Raw genomic sequence first — 18,323 nt, forward strand, 5'->3', positions numbered from 1 at the left:
GCGGATGGACGATTCCTTCATTCCAGCACGAGCGATCAAAGGCCGTGGCGCCGCTTCCAATCCGGAAGGGCGCTTCGAGACCATCCGGCACCACACCGAGGACGACGGCTGGCAAAGCACACTGCTGGACGAAGCCGCGCCGCGCCCGCGGACCTGCGTCACCGAGGAGCGTGCACGCAGTGTCATCACCAGCAACGATTCGCCAGACATTGCTTTTGAGCAGGCACTGAACCCATTTCGCGGATGCGAACACGGGTGTGTCTATTGCTTCGCGCGCCCTTCGCACAGCTATCTCAATCTTTCACCGGGCCTGGACTTCGAGACGAAGCTGCGTGCCAAGACCAACCTCGCCGAGGTGCTTCGCATCGAACTGGCAAAACCACACTATGTGCCCAAGCCGATCAACATCGGCAGCAACACCGACCCGTACCAGCCGATCGAAAAGAAATGGCGACTCACCCGCGCCGCGCTGGAAGTGCTGTCCGAATGCCACCACCCGTGCACGATCGTCACCAAGAACGCACTGGTCGAACGCGACATCGACCTGTTGGTCGCAATGGCGCGGGAGAAACTGGTGCAGGTATTCGTTTCGGTGAATTCGCTGGACAACCATCTCGCCGCGAAGCTCGAGCCGCGCGCCTGTGCACCGCATCGCCGCCTCAAGGCCGTCGCCGCGCTGGCCGAAGCCGGCGTGCCGGTGGGCGTGCTCGTTGCGCCCATCATCCCCGCGCTCAACGACATGTACATGGAGGCCGTGCTCGAGCGCGCGCACGAGGCCGGCGCGCGTTGTGCCGGCTATACCGTGCTGCGTCTGCCATGGGAATTGAAGCAGCTGTTCCGCGAATGGCTGACGTTGCACGCACCGGATCGCGCTGCCCACGTGATGAGCCTGGTGCAGCAGATGAACGGCGGCCGGGACTACGACAGCAACTTCGCAACGCGCATGCGCGGCCATGGCGTATTCGCGGAATTGCTGCGCAAGCGCTTTGAAATCGCCTGCCGCCGCCACGGCTTCGGCCGTGCTCGCGAACTCCAACTCGATATCTCGCGCTTCGTGCCTCCGCGCAAGCCGTCACCGCAGGGAGAGCTGTTCTGAGCGGCATTCCGGCTAGACTGCGCCAGTCGGTTTGGCGCTTATGCGGAGTGGAAGCATGCTTCGTCGCTGGCTTGGCAGGTCGATCCTGAAGTCGCTCGCACTCGGCTGCTGGGTGCCGGCATGCCTGTTGTTCGCGGGTATGGTGGATGCCCGACAACCCGCGCCAAGCCCTGCAGCCCCGCCACCCGCAGATTGCGCGAGCCCGGCTGCCCTGTTCGCTTTCCACAGCGACTTCTGGGTCAACTTGCACCATTTCCTGTACGTCTCGGCCGTGGCGGCAGCCAGCCAGAACCGTCCTCATCCGAGCAGACTGGAGGCGGACGACACGGCAACACAGCAGCGTCTCGACACTTCCGAAAGCGGCGAGTGGAATGCCGTTGTCGCCTATTACGAGAAATCGATGGTGTCGCGCGACCTGCTCTTCGATCCCGGGATGGGGCAGATCAAGAACCAGCTGGAGGATGCTACGGATTCGTCCGACCTGGCCCAGACGGACATCCCGACAACGTTGAAGGCGATGCTGCTGCAAGCTGCACCGATCTACCGCAAGTACTGGTGGCCGGCGCAAGATTCGCGCAATCACCGCTGGATCGCCGGCCTTCGACCATTGCTCGCGGCGCATGGCTCGGCGATGTGCGAAGCATTGACGAAGGTCTACGAACATCCCTGGCCGGCGTCTCCCGTCCGGGTCGACGTGGTGGGCTACGCCAACTGGGCTGGCGCCTACACGACGTTGGCGCCGGTACGCATCACTATCACCTCCACACAAGCGTCTTACCAGGGGCAGGCTTCCTTGGAAATGGTTTTCCACGAGGCATCGCATGGCATGGTCGACAAGCTGACCGCGGCGATGGAGGATGCCGAGAAGGCACTGGACCGCCAGCATGCGGGTGCAAGTGCGGCGGTGCCGAAGACGCTGTGGCATGCCGTGCTGTTCTACACGGCGGGCCAGTTGGCGGCACGCCAGATGCCAGGCTATGTCCCGTATGCCGAAAAGAATGGGCTTTGGCAGCGTGCATGGCCGGCACCGGACTACGACCTGATCGCGCGCGACTGGTTGCCCCGTATCCAGGGCCACGCCGGATTGAGCCAGGCGGCGACATCGCTGGTCGATGATGTGGCGGTGCAGGCGCAATCGCAGGCGCGCCGCGGGGCCAGCGGCTAGGTCGGAAGCACCGCGCCGCTTTCTTGCTGTTTGTTGCCAACGGAAGCGTGGCGATGCGCAGCACCATGGTCGGGACGCGCGGTTGCCGGGCAGATCGACGATACGCGCATCGAAAGGACAATCGATCGTTGCCAATCCGGTCCGGCGAGTCAGATCCTCTCCACGCCGCGGTAAAACTTCCTCTGTGCCAGCGCCAGCATGGCTTCGTCTTCATGCGTGTCGCCATACGCATAGCACTGCCCGTAGGCGGCGAGATCGTAGCGTTCGCGCACGCGCCGCGCCTTTTCCTCGCTTATGCATTGCGCGCCAAGGTAGCGGCCGGTAAGGCGTTCGCCGCGGGTTTCCAGGGTCGAGCAGATCAATTCCAGGCCGTGCTGCCTGCACCATGGCGCCAGGTAAAAGTCGAAGCCTCCGGAAACCACCACCACCTTGTCGCCCCGTGCCTGATGCAAGGCGATGCGCTGCATGGCCTCGGGGCGCAACATGCCGGGGATGTACTCGATGGCGAAACGGTCCCCGGCTGCATGGACCCGTGTGGCTGGTACGCCGCGGAATCCGAATGCCGTCACCGCCTGGCGTATCGTCGTGCCCGCGAGGAGTCCCATCTTGTAACCGGCAAGCAGTGGCGCGAACACAGGTATGCCCAGGGCGCGCCGCAGTGGCGTCGCCGCCAGACGCATGAAATCGGACATCGTCTCGCGGGTGGTTATGGTGCCGTCGAAATCGAACAGGGCGAGGTTCATGCGTAGTCGTCCGTGGCCAAGCGTGGGCGCCGTTGCTACAAATGGCAGGCAAGTTCAGCAGGGCGACGGAAATCGCCATTGACGTCGCGACAGGCGACCATCGGTTATCACCACGCGCGAGTCAATGTGGCGGCTTCGCGCACGGCCTATCCGCTGCTTGAACGGGAGGGTGACCGACTGGCCTTCCCATCCAGGAAGGCCAGTCGTTCCACTGCCTATTTCGACGCCGGCAGGTATTTCGCGAACCACGCTAACGAGCGCTGCTGCAGGTCGCGGGTGTGCTCCGGGTTGGCGAAGTGGTGGCCTTCGTTCGGATACACCACCAGCTGCGCAGGCACGCCGAGGGTCTTCAGCGCGTGCCAGAACTCGAAGGACTGCGGCGCGGGGCATTCCTCGTCGCGGTCGCCGACGATGATGAGCGTGGGGGTCTTGGCCTGCTTGATGAAGCTGAGCGCGGAGCTCTTGGCGTAGGCCGCCGGGTCGTCATACAGGCTGGCGCCGAAGTAGGGGATCATCCACTGGTCGATCTGGTTCTCGCCGTAGTAGCTCTGCCAGTCCGAGATGCCGGCGCCGGCGACCACGGCGCGGAAGCGCTGGGTCTGGGTGGGCGCGAACATGCTCATGAAGCCGCCGTAGCTCCAGCCGGTGAGGCCGAGGCGATGGTCGTCCACGGGCGCCATCTTCTCCACCGCGTCGACGCCAGCGAGGATGTCGCGCAGGTCGCCGTAGCCGAAGTCCTTGCGGTTGGCCTGCACGAAGGCTTCGCCCTGGCCGAAGCTGCCGCGCGGATTGGGCATGAACTCGAAGTAGCCTTCAGCGGCATACATCGCACCCATGCCTGGCCAGGTGGACAGCACACCCCAGGCCGGACCGCCATGCACGCTCACGATCATCGGATAGGTCTTGTGCGGGTCGTAGTTGGCCGGGTAGAGCAGCCAGCCCTGCACGTCGCGGCCCTCGTTCTTCCACTCGACCGACACGGCCTTGCCCCACGCGGGCTTGAGCCCGGCGTTGAGCGAAGTGACGGCAGGCGGCGCCGTGCCGTCGAGCTTGCCGGCATGCACTTCCGGCGCGTGCTCGTAGGAGCTCTGTTCGAAGGCCACGCGCTGGTGGTCGGCGGACAGCGACACCGAAAGCACCGCGCCGCCGGCACCGATCATCGCCGGCACCGTGAAGTAGGGCGCCTGCGCGCTGGCTTGTTCGCCGCGGATGTCGTAACGGGCCAGCTGCACCTTGCCCTTGGCGTTCTGGCTTACCGTCAGGGCGTCCTTGCCGGCCCAGGCAAACCACTGCGGCGTAACGGCGATACCGGAGGTGAGGTTGCTCGGCTCGCCGCCACTGGGCGACACGCTGTAGAGATCGCCGCCGGTGGCGCCCTGATCGCTCATCAGGCCGCCGATGAAGGCGATGCGCGAGTCATCCGGCGACCAGCGCGGCAGCGCCATCTGCAGGCCGTGCAAGGAGCCGCTAACGGTGGATGGATCGACCACCACGCGTGGGGCAGCCCCTTCCTTCGCATCCTGCACGTAGAGCTTCGCCACCCACCAGTTGTTGTCGCCCGGTGCCGGCGCGGCGGTATAGGCGATGCGCGACCCGTCCGTCGACCAGCCGAATTCGTAGGCGTAGATCGACGCCGGCGTGAGCGTGTGCACGGCGCCGCTGGCTACGTCGAGGCTGGCAACGCGCTGGATTTCCTCGTGCTCGTCCTCGCCGATCACGCCCACCTGCGGCTTGCCCGCAGCAGTGGCGGTGGCGTGACGCGTGGCGCCGGGCACGTAGAGGAAACCCAGCGACTTGCCGTTGGCCGTCCACGCCAGTGCACGGGCGTAGCCGGTGAGCTTGGCCACTTCGCGCGGTGCGCTCTTGCCGTCCGCGTCGGCCAGATAGACGTCCGTGTGCATCGCCTCGGTGTTGGTGAGGTCGTGGCCGCAGTTGGCGATGAAGGCGAGCTGGTGCGAGTCCGGCGACCAGGCGAGATCGCCCTTGCTGCAATCGGCGAGTTTGGCACCCACTTCCAGTGCCTGCGCGTGCTTGCCATCGGCGTCGGCCAGTTCGATCACGGCTTGCTTGCCTTCCTGCACCCATGCCAGGTGCGTGCCGTCGGGCGACAACGCCACGTCGCCAATGCGCTGGACTTTGTCGAGCTTGGGCAAGGTCTGCTTGGCCTGCGCAGCGGACTGGGTGGCAGGCGTGTCTGCTGCGGCCAACGCGAGCAGGGGTGTGGCGGAAAGGGCCAGTGAAACGAGGAGACGCGAGGACTTCGGCATGGTGCGAACCCGGGTGCGGGGGAAACCGCCACGCTACAACCGCAGGCGGCGGCGCACCATGTGCGGATCGTCAGGGTTTGGCGGCGAGCTGGGCGGCTTCCCGCGCGGCGAGCTTGGCGCGGATCTCCGGAATCGCCGCCAGCGCAGCCTTCTCGCCGGCGAGGATGGCCAGGTTCTTCTGCTCGAAATCGGCGGGGCCGATACCGCTGAGATCGGGGTGGATCACCACGTCGGCGCGGGCGATCTCCTGCTTGGCCAGTTCGCGGCCCATGATGGTGATCGACTGGCCCATGATGTTGAACATGCCTTGCGGGTTCGTGCCGCCCGGCGCGGCCGAGATGTCCACCGCGATCACGAAATCCGCGCCAAGCTGGCGCGCAGCGTCCACCGGGATGGGGCTCACCACGCCGCCATCCACGTAGTGCATGCCGCGGATCTCCACCGGCTCGAAGACGCCGGGGATGCTGGAGGAAGCACGCACGGCCTGGCCGGTATTGCCGCTCACGAACACCGTGCGCTGGCCGGTTTCCAGTTGGGTGGAGACCGCCGCGAACGGCAGCTTCAGCCGCTCGATGGGCTGGTTGTGCACCAGCTGGTTCACGTAATCCTGCAGCGCCTTGCCTTGCACCAGGCCATCGGAGAACAGCCGCACGTCGCGGATCTTCGATTCGTCCAGTCCGAATGCGGTCTCCTGCAACTGGAACGGATCCATGCCGCTGGCGTACAGCGCCCCCACCACGCTGCCGGCGCTGGTGCCAGCCACCACATCGGGATGGATGCCGCTGGCTTCCAGCATCTTGATCACGCCGATGTGCGCGAAGCCTTTCGCTGCACCGCCACCCAGGGCCAGGCCGATCTTGAGCTTCGGCGGCGGCGGTGGCGGAATCGCCGGTGGCGGCACGGGCTTGGCCGCGTGGGTGCAGGCACCCAGCGCGAGCGCGGCGAGCAGTGGCAGGAGCAGGCGGCGGAACGGCATCGATGGAGTCACGCGGGAGAAGTCGGGCGTGCCGGAAGCCTACGGTCGGCTTGTGGCACGTTCAGGGCGCGGAACAGGCGGCGAAGCGTCAACCCTGCGCGTTGTCCGCCTCACGGTGGTAGCGCGTGGCCTGTTCCACTTCCTGGCTGGAGCCCAGGAATACCGGCACCCGCTGGTGCAGGCCGGTCGGTTGCACTTCCATGATGCGTTCGCGCCCGGTGGTGGCTGCGCCACCGGCCTGCTCGACGATGAAGGCCATCGGGTTGGCTTCGTACATCAGGCGCAGCTTGCCGCCCTTGCTCTTGATCTTGGCGTCCAGCGGGTAGAAGAACACGCCGCCGCGGGTGACGATGCGGTGCACGTCCGCCACCATCGAGGCCACCCAGCGCATGTTGAAGTCGCGTCCGCGCGGGCCGTCGTTGCCGGCCAGCAGTTCGCCGATGTAGCGCTGCATCGGCGCTTCCCAGTGGCGCTGGTTGGACATGTTGATGGCGAACTCGCCGGTCTGTTCCGGGATGCGGATGTCGCGGCGGCTGAGGATGAAGCTGCCGATCTCGCGGTCCAGCGTGAACTCGTGCGTGCCGTGGCCGAAGGTGAGCACCAGCAGGGTGCTGGGGCCGTACACCACGTAGCCGGCGGCAAGCTGGGTGGTGCCCGGCTGCAGGAAGTGCTCGGCCTTCGGTTCGGTGACGTCGTCCGGGCAGCGCAGCACCGAGAAGATCGTGCCCACCGAGATGTTCACGTCGATGTTCGAGCTGCCGTCCAGCGGGTCGAACAACAGCAGGTGCTGGCCTTTCGGGTACATGTCGGGGATGGGTTGCGGGTCCTCCATTTCTTCCGACGCGCAGGCGGCGAGGTGGCCACCCCAGGCGTTGGCTTCCAGCAGGATCTCGTTGGAGATCACGTCCAGCTTCTTCTGCGCCTCGCCCTGCACGTTGTCGGTGCCAGCCGCACCCAGCACGCCGCCCAGCGCGCCCTTGCCGGTGGCCACGCCGATGCGCTTGCAGGCGCGGGCGACCACTTCGATCAGCAGCGAAAGCTCGGTGTTGATGTGGCCGGCGCGGCGTTCCTCGATCAGGAACTGGATGAGCGAGACGGGTTTCATGGGATGTCCGTGGCAGGGTGGCAAACGAGGTGGTGCGCGCATTGTCCGGGCTTAGCCTGAACTGCGCCATGCCTGAGAGCCCATCCGCCACCTCTCCATGGTCCGCGTTGCCTTGCCGTGGCCGTCGGGTGGTCGTGCGCGGCGCAGCGCCTGGCGGGCAGGTCAAACTGCGCGTCGCCGCATGGCGGCCACGGCAAGGCAGCCCGCAGGGCTGGGTCTGTTTGCGCGCAGGCCGGTGTCATCACTCGGTCGCGGACGGACGTCCACTCTTCGCTCCTCATGGCCGAGCCCATCCATGGACTCTCCCCGCACGCTCCGTTCTTCCTCGACCCGCGCGCAAACAGCTCACGGCGCGGGCCATGGGGAAATCGTGAACAGGCTCTGAGAATCTTTGAACCGGCCCCGGGCTGCTGACACAAGGGTGTCAGCAGCCCCCGCGCATCCTGTACTTCCAATCAAGGAGGGAATGGCATGCGCGACACGGTTTATTTTCTCGTTTTCGACGGCTACGCCGATTGGCAGGCTGCTTTGGCGCTGTGCGAGATCCGCCGCCCCGGCGACTGGCGCGTACAGGCAGTCGGCTTCTCGATGGCGCCGGTGACCTCGATGGGTGGCCTTGTGGTGCAACCCGAGTCGACGCTGGCCCAGATCGACCTTGCCCGTGCGGCACTGCTGATCCTGCCCGGCGGCCACCTGTGGACGCGCGGCGAAGGCTTGGCCGCAGTGGCCGCCGCGCGCCGCGTGCATGCGGCCGGCGCGCCGGTGGCCGGCATCGATGGCGGGGTGCTGGCACTGGCTCGTGCCGGCCTGCTCGACCACTGCCGGCACACCGGCAACCACGCTGGCCACATTGCCATGCATGTGCCGGATTACCGCGGCGCCGAACAATACGATGCCAACGTGCTCGCGGTGAGCGACGGCGGCACGCTCACCGCCAGCGAGCTCGGCAGCGTGGAATTCGCACGCGAGGTGATCCGTACGCTGGATCTCTACAGCGCCAGCGACCGCGAACACTGGTTTCGCCTCTACAAGCATGCCCTGCCGCCACCGTGGCTGGCCGGCGCCACGGCGGTTGCCGCTTGAGGAATGGCGCCTGCGCCCGACCTGACCACGCTTCGGGAAAGCAGTCCGATTCCGCTGGTCCAATCACGGCCATCTGGCCGCACTTTCGAGCAGAGCTCACGCCATGACGAACAAATCCACGATTGATCGCGTGCTGATGGCTTATCGGCCGCTCTACCTGCGAGGCCTGTTGCTGGATGGGCAATACCGCCTGCCATCGGCCACGGCGCGCAAACCCGGAACCCCGCGTCGGCGCATGTTGCTGGCGGCGCTGACCGGCCTGCGCCACGTCGTCGCCTCCACGGAGAACAAGCCATGAAGAAGACCTACCACGGCAGCTGCCACTGCGGTGCAGTGCGCTACGAAGCCGATCTCGACCTCGCCGCGGGCACCGGCCGCTGCAATTGCTCCATCTGCGCCAAGACGCGCTGGTGGGGCGTCACCGTCAAGCCGCAGGATTTTCGCCTGTTGAGCGGCGAGGACGCGCTGTCCGACTACCAGTTCGGCACATTGAGCGCGCACCACCTGTTCTGCCGGAACTGCGGCGTGCGGGCGTTCGGGCGCGGTTACGTGGAGCAGATCGGCGGCGACTACGTGGCGGTCAATCTCGCCTGCCTCGACGATGTCGAGCCGCAGGAGCTGATCGACGCGCCGTTGCGCTGGTGCGATGGCCGCGCCGACAACTGGATGAACCCGCCCGCCGAAACGCGGCATCTCTGAGGCATGTGACGGCAGGCACTGGTCGCCGCCGCGCAGGCAAGCCACCATGAAACGATGCGACGCGCCGACCGCCTGTTCCTCATCATCCACGCCTTGCGCGGACGCCGTACTGCGCTGCCCGCGCGCAACCTCGCCGAGACGCTGGGCGTGTCGCTGCGCACGGTCTACCGCGACGTGGCCGACCTGCAGCTCTCCGGCGTGCCCATCGAAGGCGAGGCCGGCGTGGGCTACGTGCTGCGCAAGGGCTCGGACATCCCGCCGCTGATGTTCACCGCCGACGAACTCGAATCACTGGTGGTGGGCACGCGCTTCGTGCGTGCCTTCGCGGGCGACCGCCTGGCTGCCGGCGCGCAGGCGGCGTTGCTGAAGATCGAGGCGGTACTGCCACCCGAGCTGCGCGAGCGCGCCTCGCGCACCCGCATCTACGCGCCGGTGTGGCGCGACCAGGGCAAGGCCGATTTCGCCGCGCGGATCGATTCGCTGCATGCGGCCATCGAAGCGCGCCATGTGTTGCGCATGGAGTACAGCGACGAAGCCGGCAAGGCCAGCGAGCGCGAGATCGAACCTTTGTGCCTCGCGTTCTGGGGCGGCAAGTGGACACTGGGCGCGTGGTGCCGGCTGCGCGAAGGCTTCCGCAATTTCCGCCCGGATCGCATCGTGCTCTGCATCGCTTCCGGCGAGCGCTTCGACGATCGGCCTGGCCGCAACCTGGAGGCCTACCTGCAGGCGGTTGGCGGGAATTACACCGGCTTGGAATAAGCCTCGACGCGAGCTCGTGCGATGCAAGCCCCATCGGTGCGTGCGCTCAGGTACGCTCGCGGCACTGCATCCGCGGAGGAATCGAGCCATGTCGGCAACCGTACGTCATCCCCTGTTGTCGGTCGCCCCGGCCAAGCTGCGCCCGACCCAGCTGACCGTGGGCAAGGCCGAGGTCGCAGCCAAGCGTGCGCAATGGAAGGAGCTTGGCAAGAAGAAGCGCAAGGAACTGCTCGAATCGCACTGGTTCCCCGGCGTTCTCGGGCCGAAGCACCAGGTCTATATCGTCGATCATCACCATCTTGGCCTAGCCCTGCAGGAGGAGCGCGTGAAGAGCGTGCCGGTCATGATCCAGCGTGATTTCTCCTGGCTGGCCCCGGACGTGTTCTGGCGCACGATGGAGTTCAACCGCTGGGCGCATCCCTACGACCAGCACGGCGCCCGTGTGGACTACACCGCCATCCCGGCCAGCCTGGCCGACATGGCCGACGACCCCTACCGCACACTTGCCGCGCGGGTGCGCATGGCCGGCGGTTGCGCCAAGGACGCGGTGCCGTACGCCGAATTCCTTTGGGCGGACTTCTATCGCCGCCACCTGAAGTTGCCGGGCGGCAAGATCGGCGCGAAGGCGATGCAGCAGGCGCTGCTGCTTGCACACAGCCAGGACACGGCCTATCTGCCGGGTTGGAGCGGCACGATCGGATGAACGCGACGGCGGCCGCCCCCGCCACGCCTGGCGCCAACCGCGGCGCCGATGTGCTGGCCGGCCTGTCGATCGCCGGCCTGCTGTTGCCCGAGGCCGTGGCGTACTCGGGCATCGCCGGCCTGCCGCCGCAGGCCGGCGTGATCGCGCTGTTCGTCGGCCTGGTCTGTTACGGCCTGCTCGGCCGTAGCCGTTACGCCATCGTCTCGGCCACGTCGTCCTCGGCGGCGGTGCTGGCTGCGGGCACCCTGGCGCTGGCCGGCCCGGATGCGGTTTCGCGCGCAGCAGTGGCGGCGACCCTGGTGCTGCTCACCGGCGGCTGTTTCCTGCTGGCAGGCGCGGCGCGGCTGGGTGGCCTGTCGCAGCTGATCGCGCGACCCGTGCTGCGCGGTTTCACCTTCGGCCTGGCCTGCGTCATCGCGCTGAAGCAGTTGCCGAATCTGTTCGGGTTGCCAGGCCTGCACGGCGATTTCGTGCCGCTGCTGCTGGCGACCTTGCTGCAGGCGATCCACCTCATCCAGCCGGCTACGGCAGGCGCCGGTGTGATCGCGCTGTTGCTGCTGTTCCTGTGCGAACACGTACGGCGCCTGCCCGGCAGTCTGCTCGTGATCGTGCTGGGTGTGGCCGCTTCCGGCTGGCTGGCAGCGCACGGCGTGGCGTTGACCGGCGCGATCAACCTCGCTCCGGCATGGGGCTGGCCGACATGGCCGACCGGCAACCAATGGCTGCCCAGCATCGAACTGGCCGTGGCGCTGCTGCTGGTCCTGTACGCAGAGTCGTACGGCGCGATCCGCGCATTCGCGCTGAAGCATGGCGATACGGTGGAGGCGAACCGCGACCTGCTGGTGATCGGCTTGGCGAACGCGCTCTCGGGCCTGTTGCACGGCATGCCGCTGGGTGCGGGTTATTCCGGTACCTCGGCCAACGAAGCCGCCGGCGCGCGTTCGCGACTGGCCGGCCTGGTCGCGGCGGCGACGTTGCTGGTGATGGTTCTCTTGCTGCTGCGCTGGATCGAGCGGATTCCCGAACCGGTATTGGCGGCCATCGTGATCCATGCGGTGAGCAAGTCGTGGCGGCTGTCGGTGTTCAAACCGTACCTGCAGTGGCGGCGCGACCGCCTGGTGGCGCTGGCTGCGGTGGTTGCCGTACTGGCGCTGGGCATTCTCAATGGCTTGCTGGTGGCCATCGCTTTCAGCCTGGTGATGTTGTTGCGCCAGCTCGCCACGCCACGCCTCAGCGTGCTGGGCAAGTTGCCCGGCAGCCATGATTTCGTGGGCGTGGATGAACACCCGGCCGCGTTGCCGCCACCCGGCATGCTAATCCTGCGACCGGAAGAGCCGCTGTTCTTCGCCAACGCGGAATCGATCCTGGCGTTGGCGCGGCAGCGGGTCGCCAGCCATGCCGACGGGCCTGCGGTGGTGCTCAGCCTGGAGGAGTCGCCCGATCTGGACAGCACCGCGCTGGAGGCCCTGGCGGACTTCGCTGCATGGCTGGGCGCGCGCGGCATCGTGCTGCGGGTGGCGCGGCTCAAGGACAGCGTGCATGATTTGCTGTTGCGCGCGGCACTCCCCCAGCTTCCGCCGCAAGCACTTGATTACTGGAGCGTAGAGGATGCCGTCACGGCGACCCCTTCAAGCTCCGCGCAACAACCGAACGGGACACCCACGCAGTGAACAAGATCGTTACGAACCTGCAATGGCTGGCGCTTGGCTTGGCGCTGACCGCGCCGGCATGGGCGGGGCAGGACGCCAATGCGCATTTCAAGCAGGTCTACACCGACGAATGGGCTTGGCGCACTGGGCAGGCCGGCATCAGCGCTTCGGGCGAAGCGCAGCCGAACAATGGCCGCCTGGATGCCGTGGACGCCGCCAGCCAGCAGCAGCGGCTCGACTACTGGCAGCAGGTGCTCAAGCAACTCCGTGCCATTGACGTCAGCCAGCTTTCGCCGGAAAACCGCGAGAATTACGCGGTGTATCGCGAGCAGATCCGCAACTTCGTCGCCGATCAGAAATTCATGAACTGGCAGATGCCGTTCAACAGCGATTCGGCGTTCTGGAGCGATATCGGCGACGATCTGGGCGGCGATCACCTGCGCACCGCGGACGACTACCGCCGCTATCTCGACCGCCTTGGCCAGATCCCGCACTACTTCCAGCAGCAGATCGACAACATGCGGTTGGGCCTCAAGCGCGGCTTCAGCGTGCCGCGTGCAGTGCTGGCGGGCCGCGACAAGTCCATCGCCGCCGTCGCGAGCATCACGGATCCCACGGCCAGCAGCTTCTACGCGCCATTCGAGCAGATGCCCGCGAGCATCTCCGACGACCAGGCGCAGGCGTTGCGCGGCGAAGCGCTGCAACGCATCCGCGACCAGGTGATCCCGGCCTACGCCGGCCTGTTGAAGTTCTTCGACAACGAATATGTGCCGCAGGCGCGCACCACGCTGGCCGCCGAGGACTTGCCCGACGGCAAGGCGTTCTATCGCCAGCAGATCCGCGAATACACCACGCTCGACCTTTCGCCCGACCAGATCCACCAGATCGGCCTGGACCAGGTGGCGAAGATCCATGCGCAGATGCTGGACGTGATGAAGCAGACCGGCTTCAAGGGCAGCTTTGCCGACTTCCTCAACTACCTGCGCACCGATCCGCAGTTCTACGCCAAGACGCCGCAGGAGCTGCTGGACAAGACCGCGTGGGTGGCGAAGGAAGTGGACGGCAAGATGTCCCGCTTCTTCGGCCACCTGCCGCGCCTGCGCTTCACCATCGTGCCGGTGCCGGCCGACATCGCGCCGTACTACACCTCCGGCCGCGGCGGCGCGGACGCATACCTGGTCAACACCTACGATCTGAAGTCGCGCGCGCTGTACAACATGCCGGCGCTGACCCTGCACGAGAGCTACCCCGGCCATTCGTTGCAGTTGGAGCTGGCCGAGGAGCAGCACGATTTCCCCGCCTTCCGCCGCGACGGCTACATCTCCGCCTATGGCGAGGGCTGGGGCCTGTATTCCGAATACCTCGGCAACGAGATGGGCATCTACCAGACGCCCTGGCAGCAGTTCGGCTACCTCACCTACCAGATGTGGCGCGCCTGCCGTCTTGTGGTCGATACCGGTATCCACCACCTGGGCTGGACGCGCCAGCAGGCCATCGACTACCTCACCGGCAACACCGCGCTCAGCCCGCTGGAAATCGACAACGAGGTGGACCGCTACATCAGCTGGCCGGGCCAGGCCGACAGCTACGAACTGGGCTACCTGACCATCCTTCGGCTGCGCGCCAAGGCCGAAAAGGCATTGGGCGACAAGTTCGATATCCGCGCCTTCCACGACACCGTGCTCTCCACCGGCTCAGTGCCGCTGCCCGTGCTGGAACAGCGCATCGACAAGTTCATCCAGGACGGCGGTCCGGAGCCGGGTTTCGGTTGCGATTGCGCGAAAGGCAAAAGCACGTCAGGCGCTTCCTGAACCGGTACGAGCCGTTTTGGACGTTCCTGCCATTTTGCAGTAAATTGCACATGTGCTTCACATGGAGAGTTTCGACATGAACGCACATGCCGGCCACATCGCCGAAACCGCGCCGCACTACGTCCCCACTGACGCGGCATGGGGGGGGGCTGCGCTGCGCAGCTTCTTCCGCGTTGCCGAGCACTGGGATCTGCGGGTCGCCGAACAGCGCAAGCTGCTCGGCGATCCACCCGAATCCACGTTCTACAAGTGGAAGCGCGAGCAGACCGGCGGCCTCGGTCGCGACACCTTGGAGCGCATTAGCTACCTGCTCGGCATCTGGAAGGCGCTGCAGATCCTATTCCCCGACCCGGCACAGGCCGACGCTTGGCTGCGCAAGCCGAATGCGGCGTCGCTGTTTGGCGGCCACTCGGCACTGGAACGCATGCTGTCGGGCAACGTGGCCGACCTGTTCGTGGTACGCCAGTACCTGGACGCGCAGCGCGGCTGAAGCGATGCCAATCGCGTTCCGCGAGACCGCCTGATAGCACGCTCGCTCTCCCGGCCTACAGGAACGATACGGACAACAGTGATGCCTGCCGATCTGCCGCCCGTCCGTCGCATCCGCTGGAGCCACGCCTATCGCATCGTGCCCAGCCGCTTTCCGCCGGTTGGCGTGTATGACCGCATTGCCGATCCGGCAGATCTCGATGCAGTGTTCGCGATCGAGGCGTTGACCAACCCGCGTCTTCGCGAGGAGGCTGGCGTGCTGAAGCTGGTGGCGAAGGAGCACCGCATCAGCGGTCCTGGCTCGACCCCGGTGATGGCGGCGTTCACGCATCTGAACCCGGAAGGCAGCCGCTTTTCCGACGGAAACTGGGGCGTCTTCTACGCCGCGCACAGCGTGGCGACGGCAGTGGAGGAAACCGTCTACCACCGCGAACGCTTCCTCGCAGCCACCCACGAACCGGCCTGCGAAATCCAGATGCGCTGTTATAGCACCCGGATCGACAGCCGCCTGCACGACATCCGGGACGGCTGGAAGAAGGAACACGATGCCGATTCCTATACGGCCAGCGTCAAACTCGCGCGCACGCTGCGCGATGCCGGGTCCAACGGCATCGTGTACGACAGCGTGCGCGACCATGGCGGCGAATGCGTGGCCGCGTTCCAGCCCGACGTGGTCGCACCCTGCGTGCAGGCGCAGCACCTTATCTATCGGTGGGACGGTAAGCGCATTGCACGGGTGCTGGAAGTGTCGGAACTCGCACGAAGCATCCCACGGAAGGCACGATGAAACACGGGCTGATCTTGTTGTTTGCCCTGCTGCCGCTGTGCGCTTCCGCGCGCATGGCCCATGACCACACGCAGTGGAACGCCGATATCGCGACGTTCGAGCAGGCGGACCATGCGCAACCACCGCCCGCGGGCGCGGTGTTGTTCATCGGCAGTTCGTCGATCCGGTTCTGGAAGACGCTGGCAAGCGATTTCCCCGAGGTGTCCACGATCAACCGCGGCTTCGGCGGCTCGGAGATTGCCGACAGCACGTTCTTTGCCGACCGCATCGTGGCTCCGTATCACCCACGCGCCATTGTGATGTACGCAGGCGACAACGACATCGAAGCCGGCAACAGTCCGCAGCAGGTGCGCGACGACTTTGCGGCCTTCGTGCGCAAGGCTCGCGCCGTCGATCCCGGCGTGCCCATCGCCTTCATAGCGATCAAGCCCAGCATGGCGCGCAAGGCCTTGCTGCCGAAGATCCGCGAGGCGAACGCACTGGTACGCGAATACGCAGCCACGCAGAAGCAGGTTTCCTACCTGGACATCTTCACGCCGATGCTGGGCAAGGACGGTCAGCCGCAGGCCAGGTGGTTCATACAGGACGGTCTGCACATAAACCGCACAGGCTATGAACTGTGGATCGGCATCGTGCGTCCGTGGGTGGATGCGCACGGGCGGTGATGCGGGTTTGCGTGAAGCTTGACCGGCTCAGCACGGTCACCCTCGGCGCATGGCGGGAGTCGAAACGAGGCTAGTCACATTGGCGGAGAGCCAGGATGACTGGCGAACGTGCCGCGGCTTTCTCGCTCTAACGAAGTCCTCAGATACCTGACTCGGACACCGGCTGCCGATACCATGGAAGTACGGCGAACACACAGGGGAAAATATGTCGTTACGCAAGCTATGGCTCTTGCCGCTGGTCATGCTGCTCGCCAGCTGCGCGACAGCGCCGGTCATGAAAGACACCGCGGCTCTGCCCCCAGGGATCGGCATCATGGTCGCCAACGTTTTTGTATGGTCGGTAGGCGGTGTGGCGTATCCGCCTGTGAGCATCAAAGTCGACAAGCTCCATGGCTTTTCTTCGGCGACAACTCTCAATCTTCCCCAGCGGAGCAACCTCATCGTGATTGAGCTTCCGGCGGGGGATTACAGCTGGACAGATTTGGAGCTGGGGTCTGTCGCCGGAGGGTCGACGTCATATCGCATGCCCTTCACCATCGAGCCCGGAAAAATCAATTATGTCGGTGATCTGCTGCTTACCCTGAATAGTTTCCATAAGCCGGGCGGCATGCCGACTTTCGGTTTCCGGGTGGGTGATCAATCGCAGCGTTGGCTACCGGTCGTGGCCAGCAGATATCCCCTGTTGGCACATGCGTACCCCACCGTGATCCACCTGACGGAAGATCATATGGTTCCGAACCAGAACCGTTAGCGGATTGCCCTTTCATCCCGATCGCGTCATGGGCATTCGGTGGGATTGATTGAGCACGCGGATTGCGAAAGCCATGCGAACCGGGAGTACATAGATGAAGCGGCGACCGATTCTCTTGCTATGTCTGGCCTCGCTCCCAATAACCGGCCTGGCGCAGGCGGCATCCGCGCCTCCGGCCGGGCACATCACCGGTGTCGGCGGGGTCTTTTTCAAGGCGAAAGACCCCAAGGCGCTTGCAGCGTGGTATCGCGATGTCCTTGGCATGCCGGTAGAAACGTGGGGCGGTGCGACCCTCCGCTATGACGCGCCCAAGCATCCTCCCGCGCTCGCCTGGAATGCGTTTCCCGCATCGACGAAATACTTCGCGCCGTCGACGAGCGGATTGATGATCGACTATGCCGTGGACGATATGGACGCGTTGCTCGCGAGGTTGCGTTCCAAAGGCGTTGCGGTCCTCAAGCGTGATGACAGCGATCCGAACGGCCGTTTCGCGTGGATTTTGGATCCCGAAGGGAACAAGGTCGAACTGTGGGAACCCAAGCACTAGTCGGTGGGTGCGACGTGCACCTGGCGTTGCAACCTGGCCGATCTGCTTCGGTGCTTGCTGCCTCACATATCGTGCGAGGCTTTCGTCGCTGCGCAGGGCAGGTTGTCCGGCTCCATGGCATGGAACTCGATGGAAAGGCCGAGATCGTCCTGCGTAGGGGCCAGGAAGGATTCGCCGGACAGCCCGCGATAGCTTGCCAGCTTGCCTTCGTAGCCACGCTCGACCCAGCGTCGCGCGCGCTCTAGATCGGCCACCCCGAAGCTGACGCCCAGAATGCGCGGCCCCCCTGCCATGACTCGCTTGGCAAGGCCCGGTCCTTCGGGCTGAAGTGCCAGCAGCGCGGTCGGTCCGACTGGTATGCAGAATCCCGTCGCACCGACTTCGGGCAACTTCACCGGCACCGCATGTCCGAAGCCCATTTTCTCCAGTTGCCGGCGATCGGCGTCGGCATCCCCGGACACCAGCCATATTGCCGAGAGTTCGCGTGCCCCGTTGGGGTGCTCGCGCGTTACGCGGTAGTCGTCGGCATTGCCGGGGTCGAACTGGTCGGGCGCGTAGTCGGCGGCGTAATCGATGAAGAAGGTGTTGCTCGACAGCGGCGCATGGTCGAAGGCGAACAGGCGCCAGCCCGGCTTCGCACCGTCCGGGCCGGAAAAGAACGGCGTAACGGCGTAATGCAGTGCCTGCAGCGTGGTGTGAATGGCGTCGAGCGACGAGGTACGGAAGCCAAATGTGCGTGAGCCTGGGCCGCCCTTCAGGGCTTCCTGGTCCTGCTTCATGCCTGGATCGAAAGCAGGATCCGGGCGGGTGATGCCCAACAGTTCGATGAAGCTGCCATCCGAGAGCCGGATATAGCGATTGGCTACGCCGCCCGGATCCCGTCCTGGACGCACCTGGAAACCCAGCTTGACGGCCATGACCGAGGTGACCTGGTCGATCCCGCGTCCCCACAGCAAGATGTGGTCGAGTCGGGTGCCGGTATTCATTGGTGCAGGTGTCGTTGTGGCAGCCTGCGCGGCGCCGACACA

The 18,323-nt window shown here is 65.6% G+C and carries 19 protein-coding genes; 14 read left to right on the forward strand and 5 right to left on the reverse strand.

Annotated features, from left to right (window positions below):
• Window positions 1-4: 4 nt before the first annotated feature.
• Together ISP25_RS13485 and ISP25_RS13490 are read left to right on the forward strand one after the other, a co-directional pair.
• Window positions 5-1,096 carry a PA0069 family radical SAM protein gene (locus tag ISP25_RS13485; RefSeq protein WP_404614550.1) on the forward strand — a complete coding sequence of 364 codons (1,092 nt, stop codon included), beginning with the start codon at window positions 5-7 and terminating at the stop codon, window positions 1,094-1,096.
• 55 nt (window positions 1,097-1,151) lie between these two features.
• Window positions 1,152-2,261 (forward strand): hypothetical protein, encoded by a 1,110-nt coding sequence (locus tag ISP25_RS13490; protein ID WP_404614552.1) that lies wholly within the window; start codon window positions 1,152-1,154, stop codon window positions 2,259-2,261.
• 149 nt (window positions 2,262-2,410) lie between these two features.
• Here ISP25_RS13490 and ISP25_RS13495 read toward each other — a convergent pair whose 3' ends face one another.
• The 4 genes from ISP25_RS13495 to ISP25_RS13510 all read right to left on the reverse strand — a co-directional run bounded on the left by ISP25_RS13495 (window position 2,411) and on the right by ISP25_RS13510 (window position 7,352).
• The gene (locus tag ISP25_RS13495) at window positions 2,411-3,004 is read right to left on the reverse strand and encodes an HAD family hydrolase (RefSeq protein ID WP_404614554.1); all 594 of its coding nucleotides are present in this window, start codon (window positions 3,002-3,004) and stop codon (window positions 2,411-2,413) included.
• A gap of 215 nt (window positions 3,005-3,219) precedes the next feature.
• Window positions 3,220-5,271, reverse strand: a complete 2,052-nt coding sequence (locus ISP25_RS13500) for a S9 family peptidase (protein ID WP_404614556.1) — start codon at window positions 5,269-5,271, stop codon at window positions 3,220-3,222.
• A gap of 70 nt (window positions 5,272-5,341) precedes the next feature.
• Entirely contained in the window at window positions 5,342-6,247 is a 906-nt protein-coding gene (locus tag ISP25_RS13505; RefSeq protein ID WP_404616315.1) for a patatin-like phospholipase family protein, read from the reverse strand.
• Window positions 6,248-6,335: 88 nt separating this feature from the next.
• Window positions 6,336-7,352 (reverse strand): class 1 fructose-bisphosphatase, encoded by a 1,017-nt coding sequence (locus tag ISP25_RS13510; RefSeq protein WP_404614558.1) that lies wholly within the window; start codon window positions 7,350-7,352, stop codon window positions 6,336-6,338.
• A 471-nt stretch (window positions 7,353-7,823) separates the two neighbouring features.
• Between ISP25_RS13510 and ISP25_RS13515 the strand changes: the two genes are divergently transcribed.
• The 12 genes from ISP25_RS13515 (at window position 7,824) to ISP25_RS13570 (ending at window position 17,295) form a co-directional block, all read left to right on the forward strand.
• Entirely contained in the window at window positions 7,824-8,435 is a 612-nt protein-coding gene (locus tag ISP25_RS13515) for a DJ-1/PfpI family protein (RefSeq protein ID WP_192159133.1), read from the forward strand.
• Window positions 8,436-8,538: 103 nt separating this feature from the next.
• Window positions 8,539-8,733, forward strand: a complete 195-nt coding sequence (locus tag ISP25_RS13520; protein WP_404614560.1) for a hypothetical protein — start codon at window positions 8,539-8,541, stop codon at window positions 8,731-8,733.
• Window positions 8,730-9,134 carry a GFA family protein gene (locus ISP25_RS13525; protein ID WP_192159136.1) on the forward strand — a complete coding sequence of 135 codons (405 nt, stop codon included), beginning with the start codon at window positions 8,730-8,732 and terminating at the stop codon, window positions 9,132-9,134. The genes ISP25_RS13520 and ISP25_RS13525 overlap by 4 nt, the downstream gene beginning before the upstream one ends.
• Before the next feature lie 54 nt (window positions 9,135-9,188).
• A complete protein-coding gene (locus ISP25_RS13530) occupies window positions 9,189-9,893 on the forward strand; it encodes a helix-turn-helix transcriptional regulator (protein ID WP_192159138.1) in 705 nt (234 codons plus the stop codon).
• A gap of 88 nt (window positions 9,894-9,981) precedes the next feature.
• Complete coding sequence (locus ISP25_RS13535) at window positions 9,982-10,596, forward strand: ParB-like protein (protein WP_192159140.1); 615 nt, start codon at window positions 9,982-9,984, stop codon at window positions 10,594-10,596.
• Window positions 10,593-12,266 carry a SulP family inorganic anion transporter gene (locus tag ISP25_RS13540; protein WP_404614563.1) on the forward strand — a complete coding sequence of 558 codons (1,674 nt, stop codon included), beginning with the start codon at window positions 10,593-10,595 and terminating at the stop codon, window positions 12,264-12,266. Before ISP25_RS13535 ends, ISP25_RS13540 begins: the two co-directional genes overlap by 4 nt.
• Window positions 12,263-14,056, forward strand: coding sequence for a DUF885 domain-containing protein (locus ISP25_RS13545; RefSeq protein ID WP_404614565.1), 1,794 nt, complete (start codon window positions 12,263-12,265; stop codon window positions 14,054-14,056). The genes ISP25_RS13540 and ISP25_RS13545 overlap by 4 nt, the downstream gene beginning before the upstream one ends.
• 76 nt (window positions 14,057-14,132) lie before the next feature.
• Window positions 14,133-14,546: an MbcA/ParS/Xre antitoxin family protein gene (locus ISP25_RS13550; protein ID WP_192159144.1), complete on the forward strand. Its 414-nt coding sequence runs from the start codon at window positions 14,133-14,135 to the stop codon at window positions 14,544-14,546.
• Window positions 14,547-14,627: 81 nt separating this feature from the next.
• Window positions 14,628-15,332, forward strand: coding sequence for an RES family NAD+ phosphorylase (locus ISP25_RS13555; protein WP_404614567.1), 705 nt, complete (start codon window positions 14,628-14,630; stop codon window positions 15,330-15,332).
• Window positions 15,329-15,997, forward strand: coding sequence for an SGNH/GDSL hydrolase family protein (locus ISP25_RS13560; RefSeq protein WP_404614569.1), 669 nt, complete (start codon window positions 15,329-15,331; stop codon window positions 15,995-15,997). The genes ISP25_RS13555 and ISP25_RS13560 overlap by 4 nt, the downstream gene beginning before the upstream one ends.
• Before the next feature lie 205 nt (window positions 15,998-16,202).
• The gene (locus ISP25_RS13565; protein ID WP_404614571.1) at window positions 16,203-16,748 is read left to right on the forward strand and encodes a hypothetical protein; all 546 of its coding nucleotides are present in this window, start codon (window positions 16,203-16,205) and stop codon (window positions 16,746-16,748) included.
• 94 nt (window positions 16,749-16,842) lie between these two features.
• The gene (locus tag ISP25_RS13570; protein ID WP_404614573.1) at window positions 16,843-17,295 is read left to right on the forward strand and encodes a VOC family protein; all 453 of its coding nucleotides are present in this window, start codon (window positions 16,843-16,845) and stop codon (window positions 17,293-17,295) included.
• Between the two features lie 62 nt (window positions 17,296-17,357).
• On the opposite strand, the gene ISP25_RS13575 is transcribed toward ISP25_RS13570, so the two are convergent.
• Window positions 17,358-18,281 (reverse strand): VOC family protein, encoded by a 924-nt coding sequence (locus tag ISP25_RS13575; RefSeq protein WP_404614575.1) that lies wholly within the window; start codon window positions 18,279-18,281, stop codon window positions 17,358-17,360.
• Between the last annotated feature and the right edge of the window lie 42 nt (window positions 18,282-18,323).

This window comes from Rhodanobacter hydrolyticus, assembly GCF_044904645.1.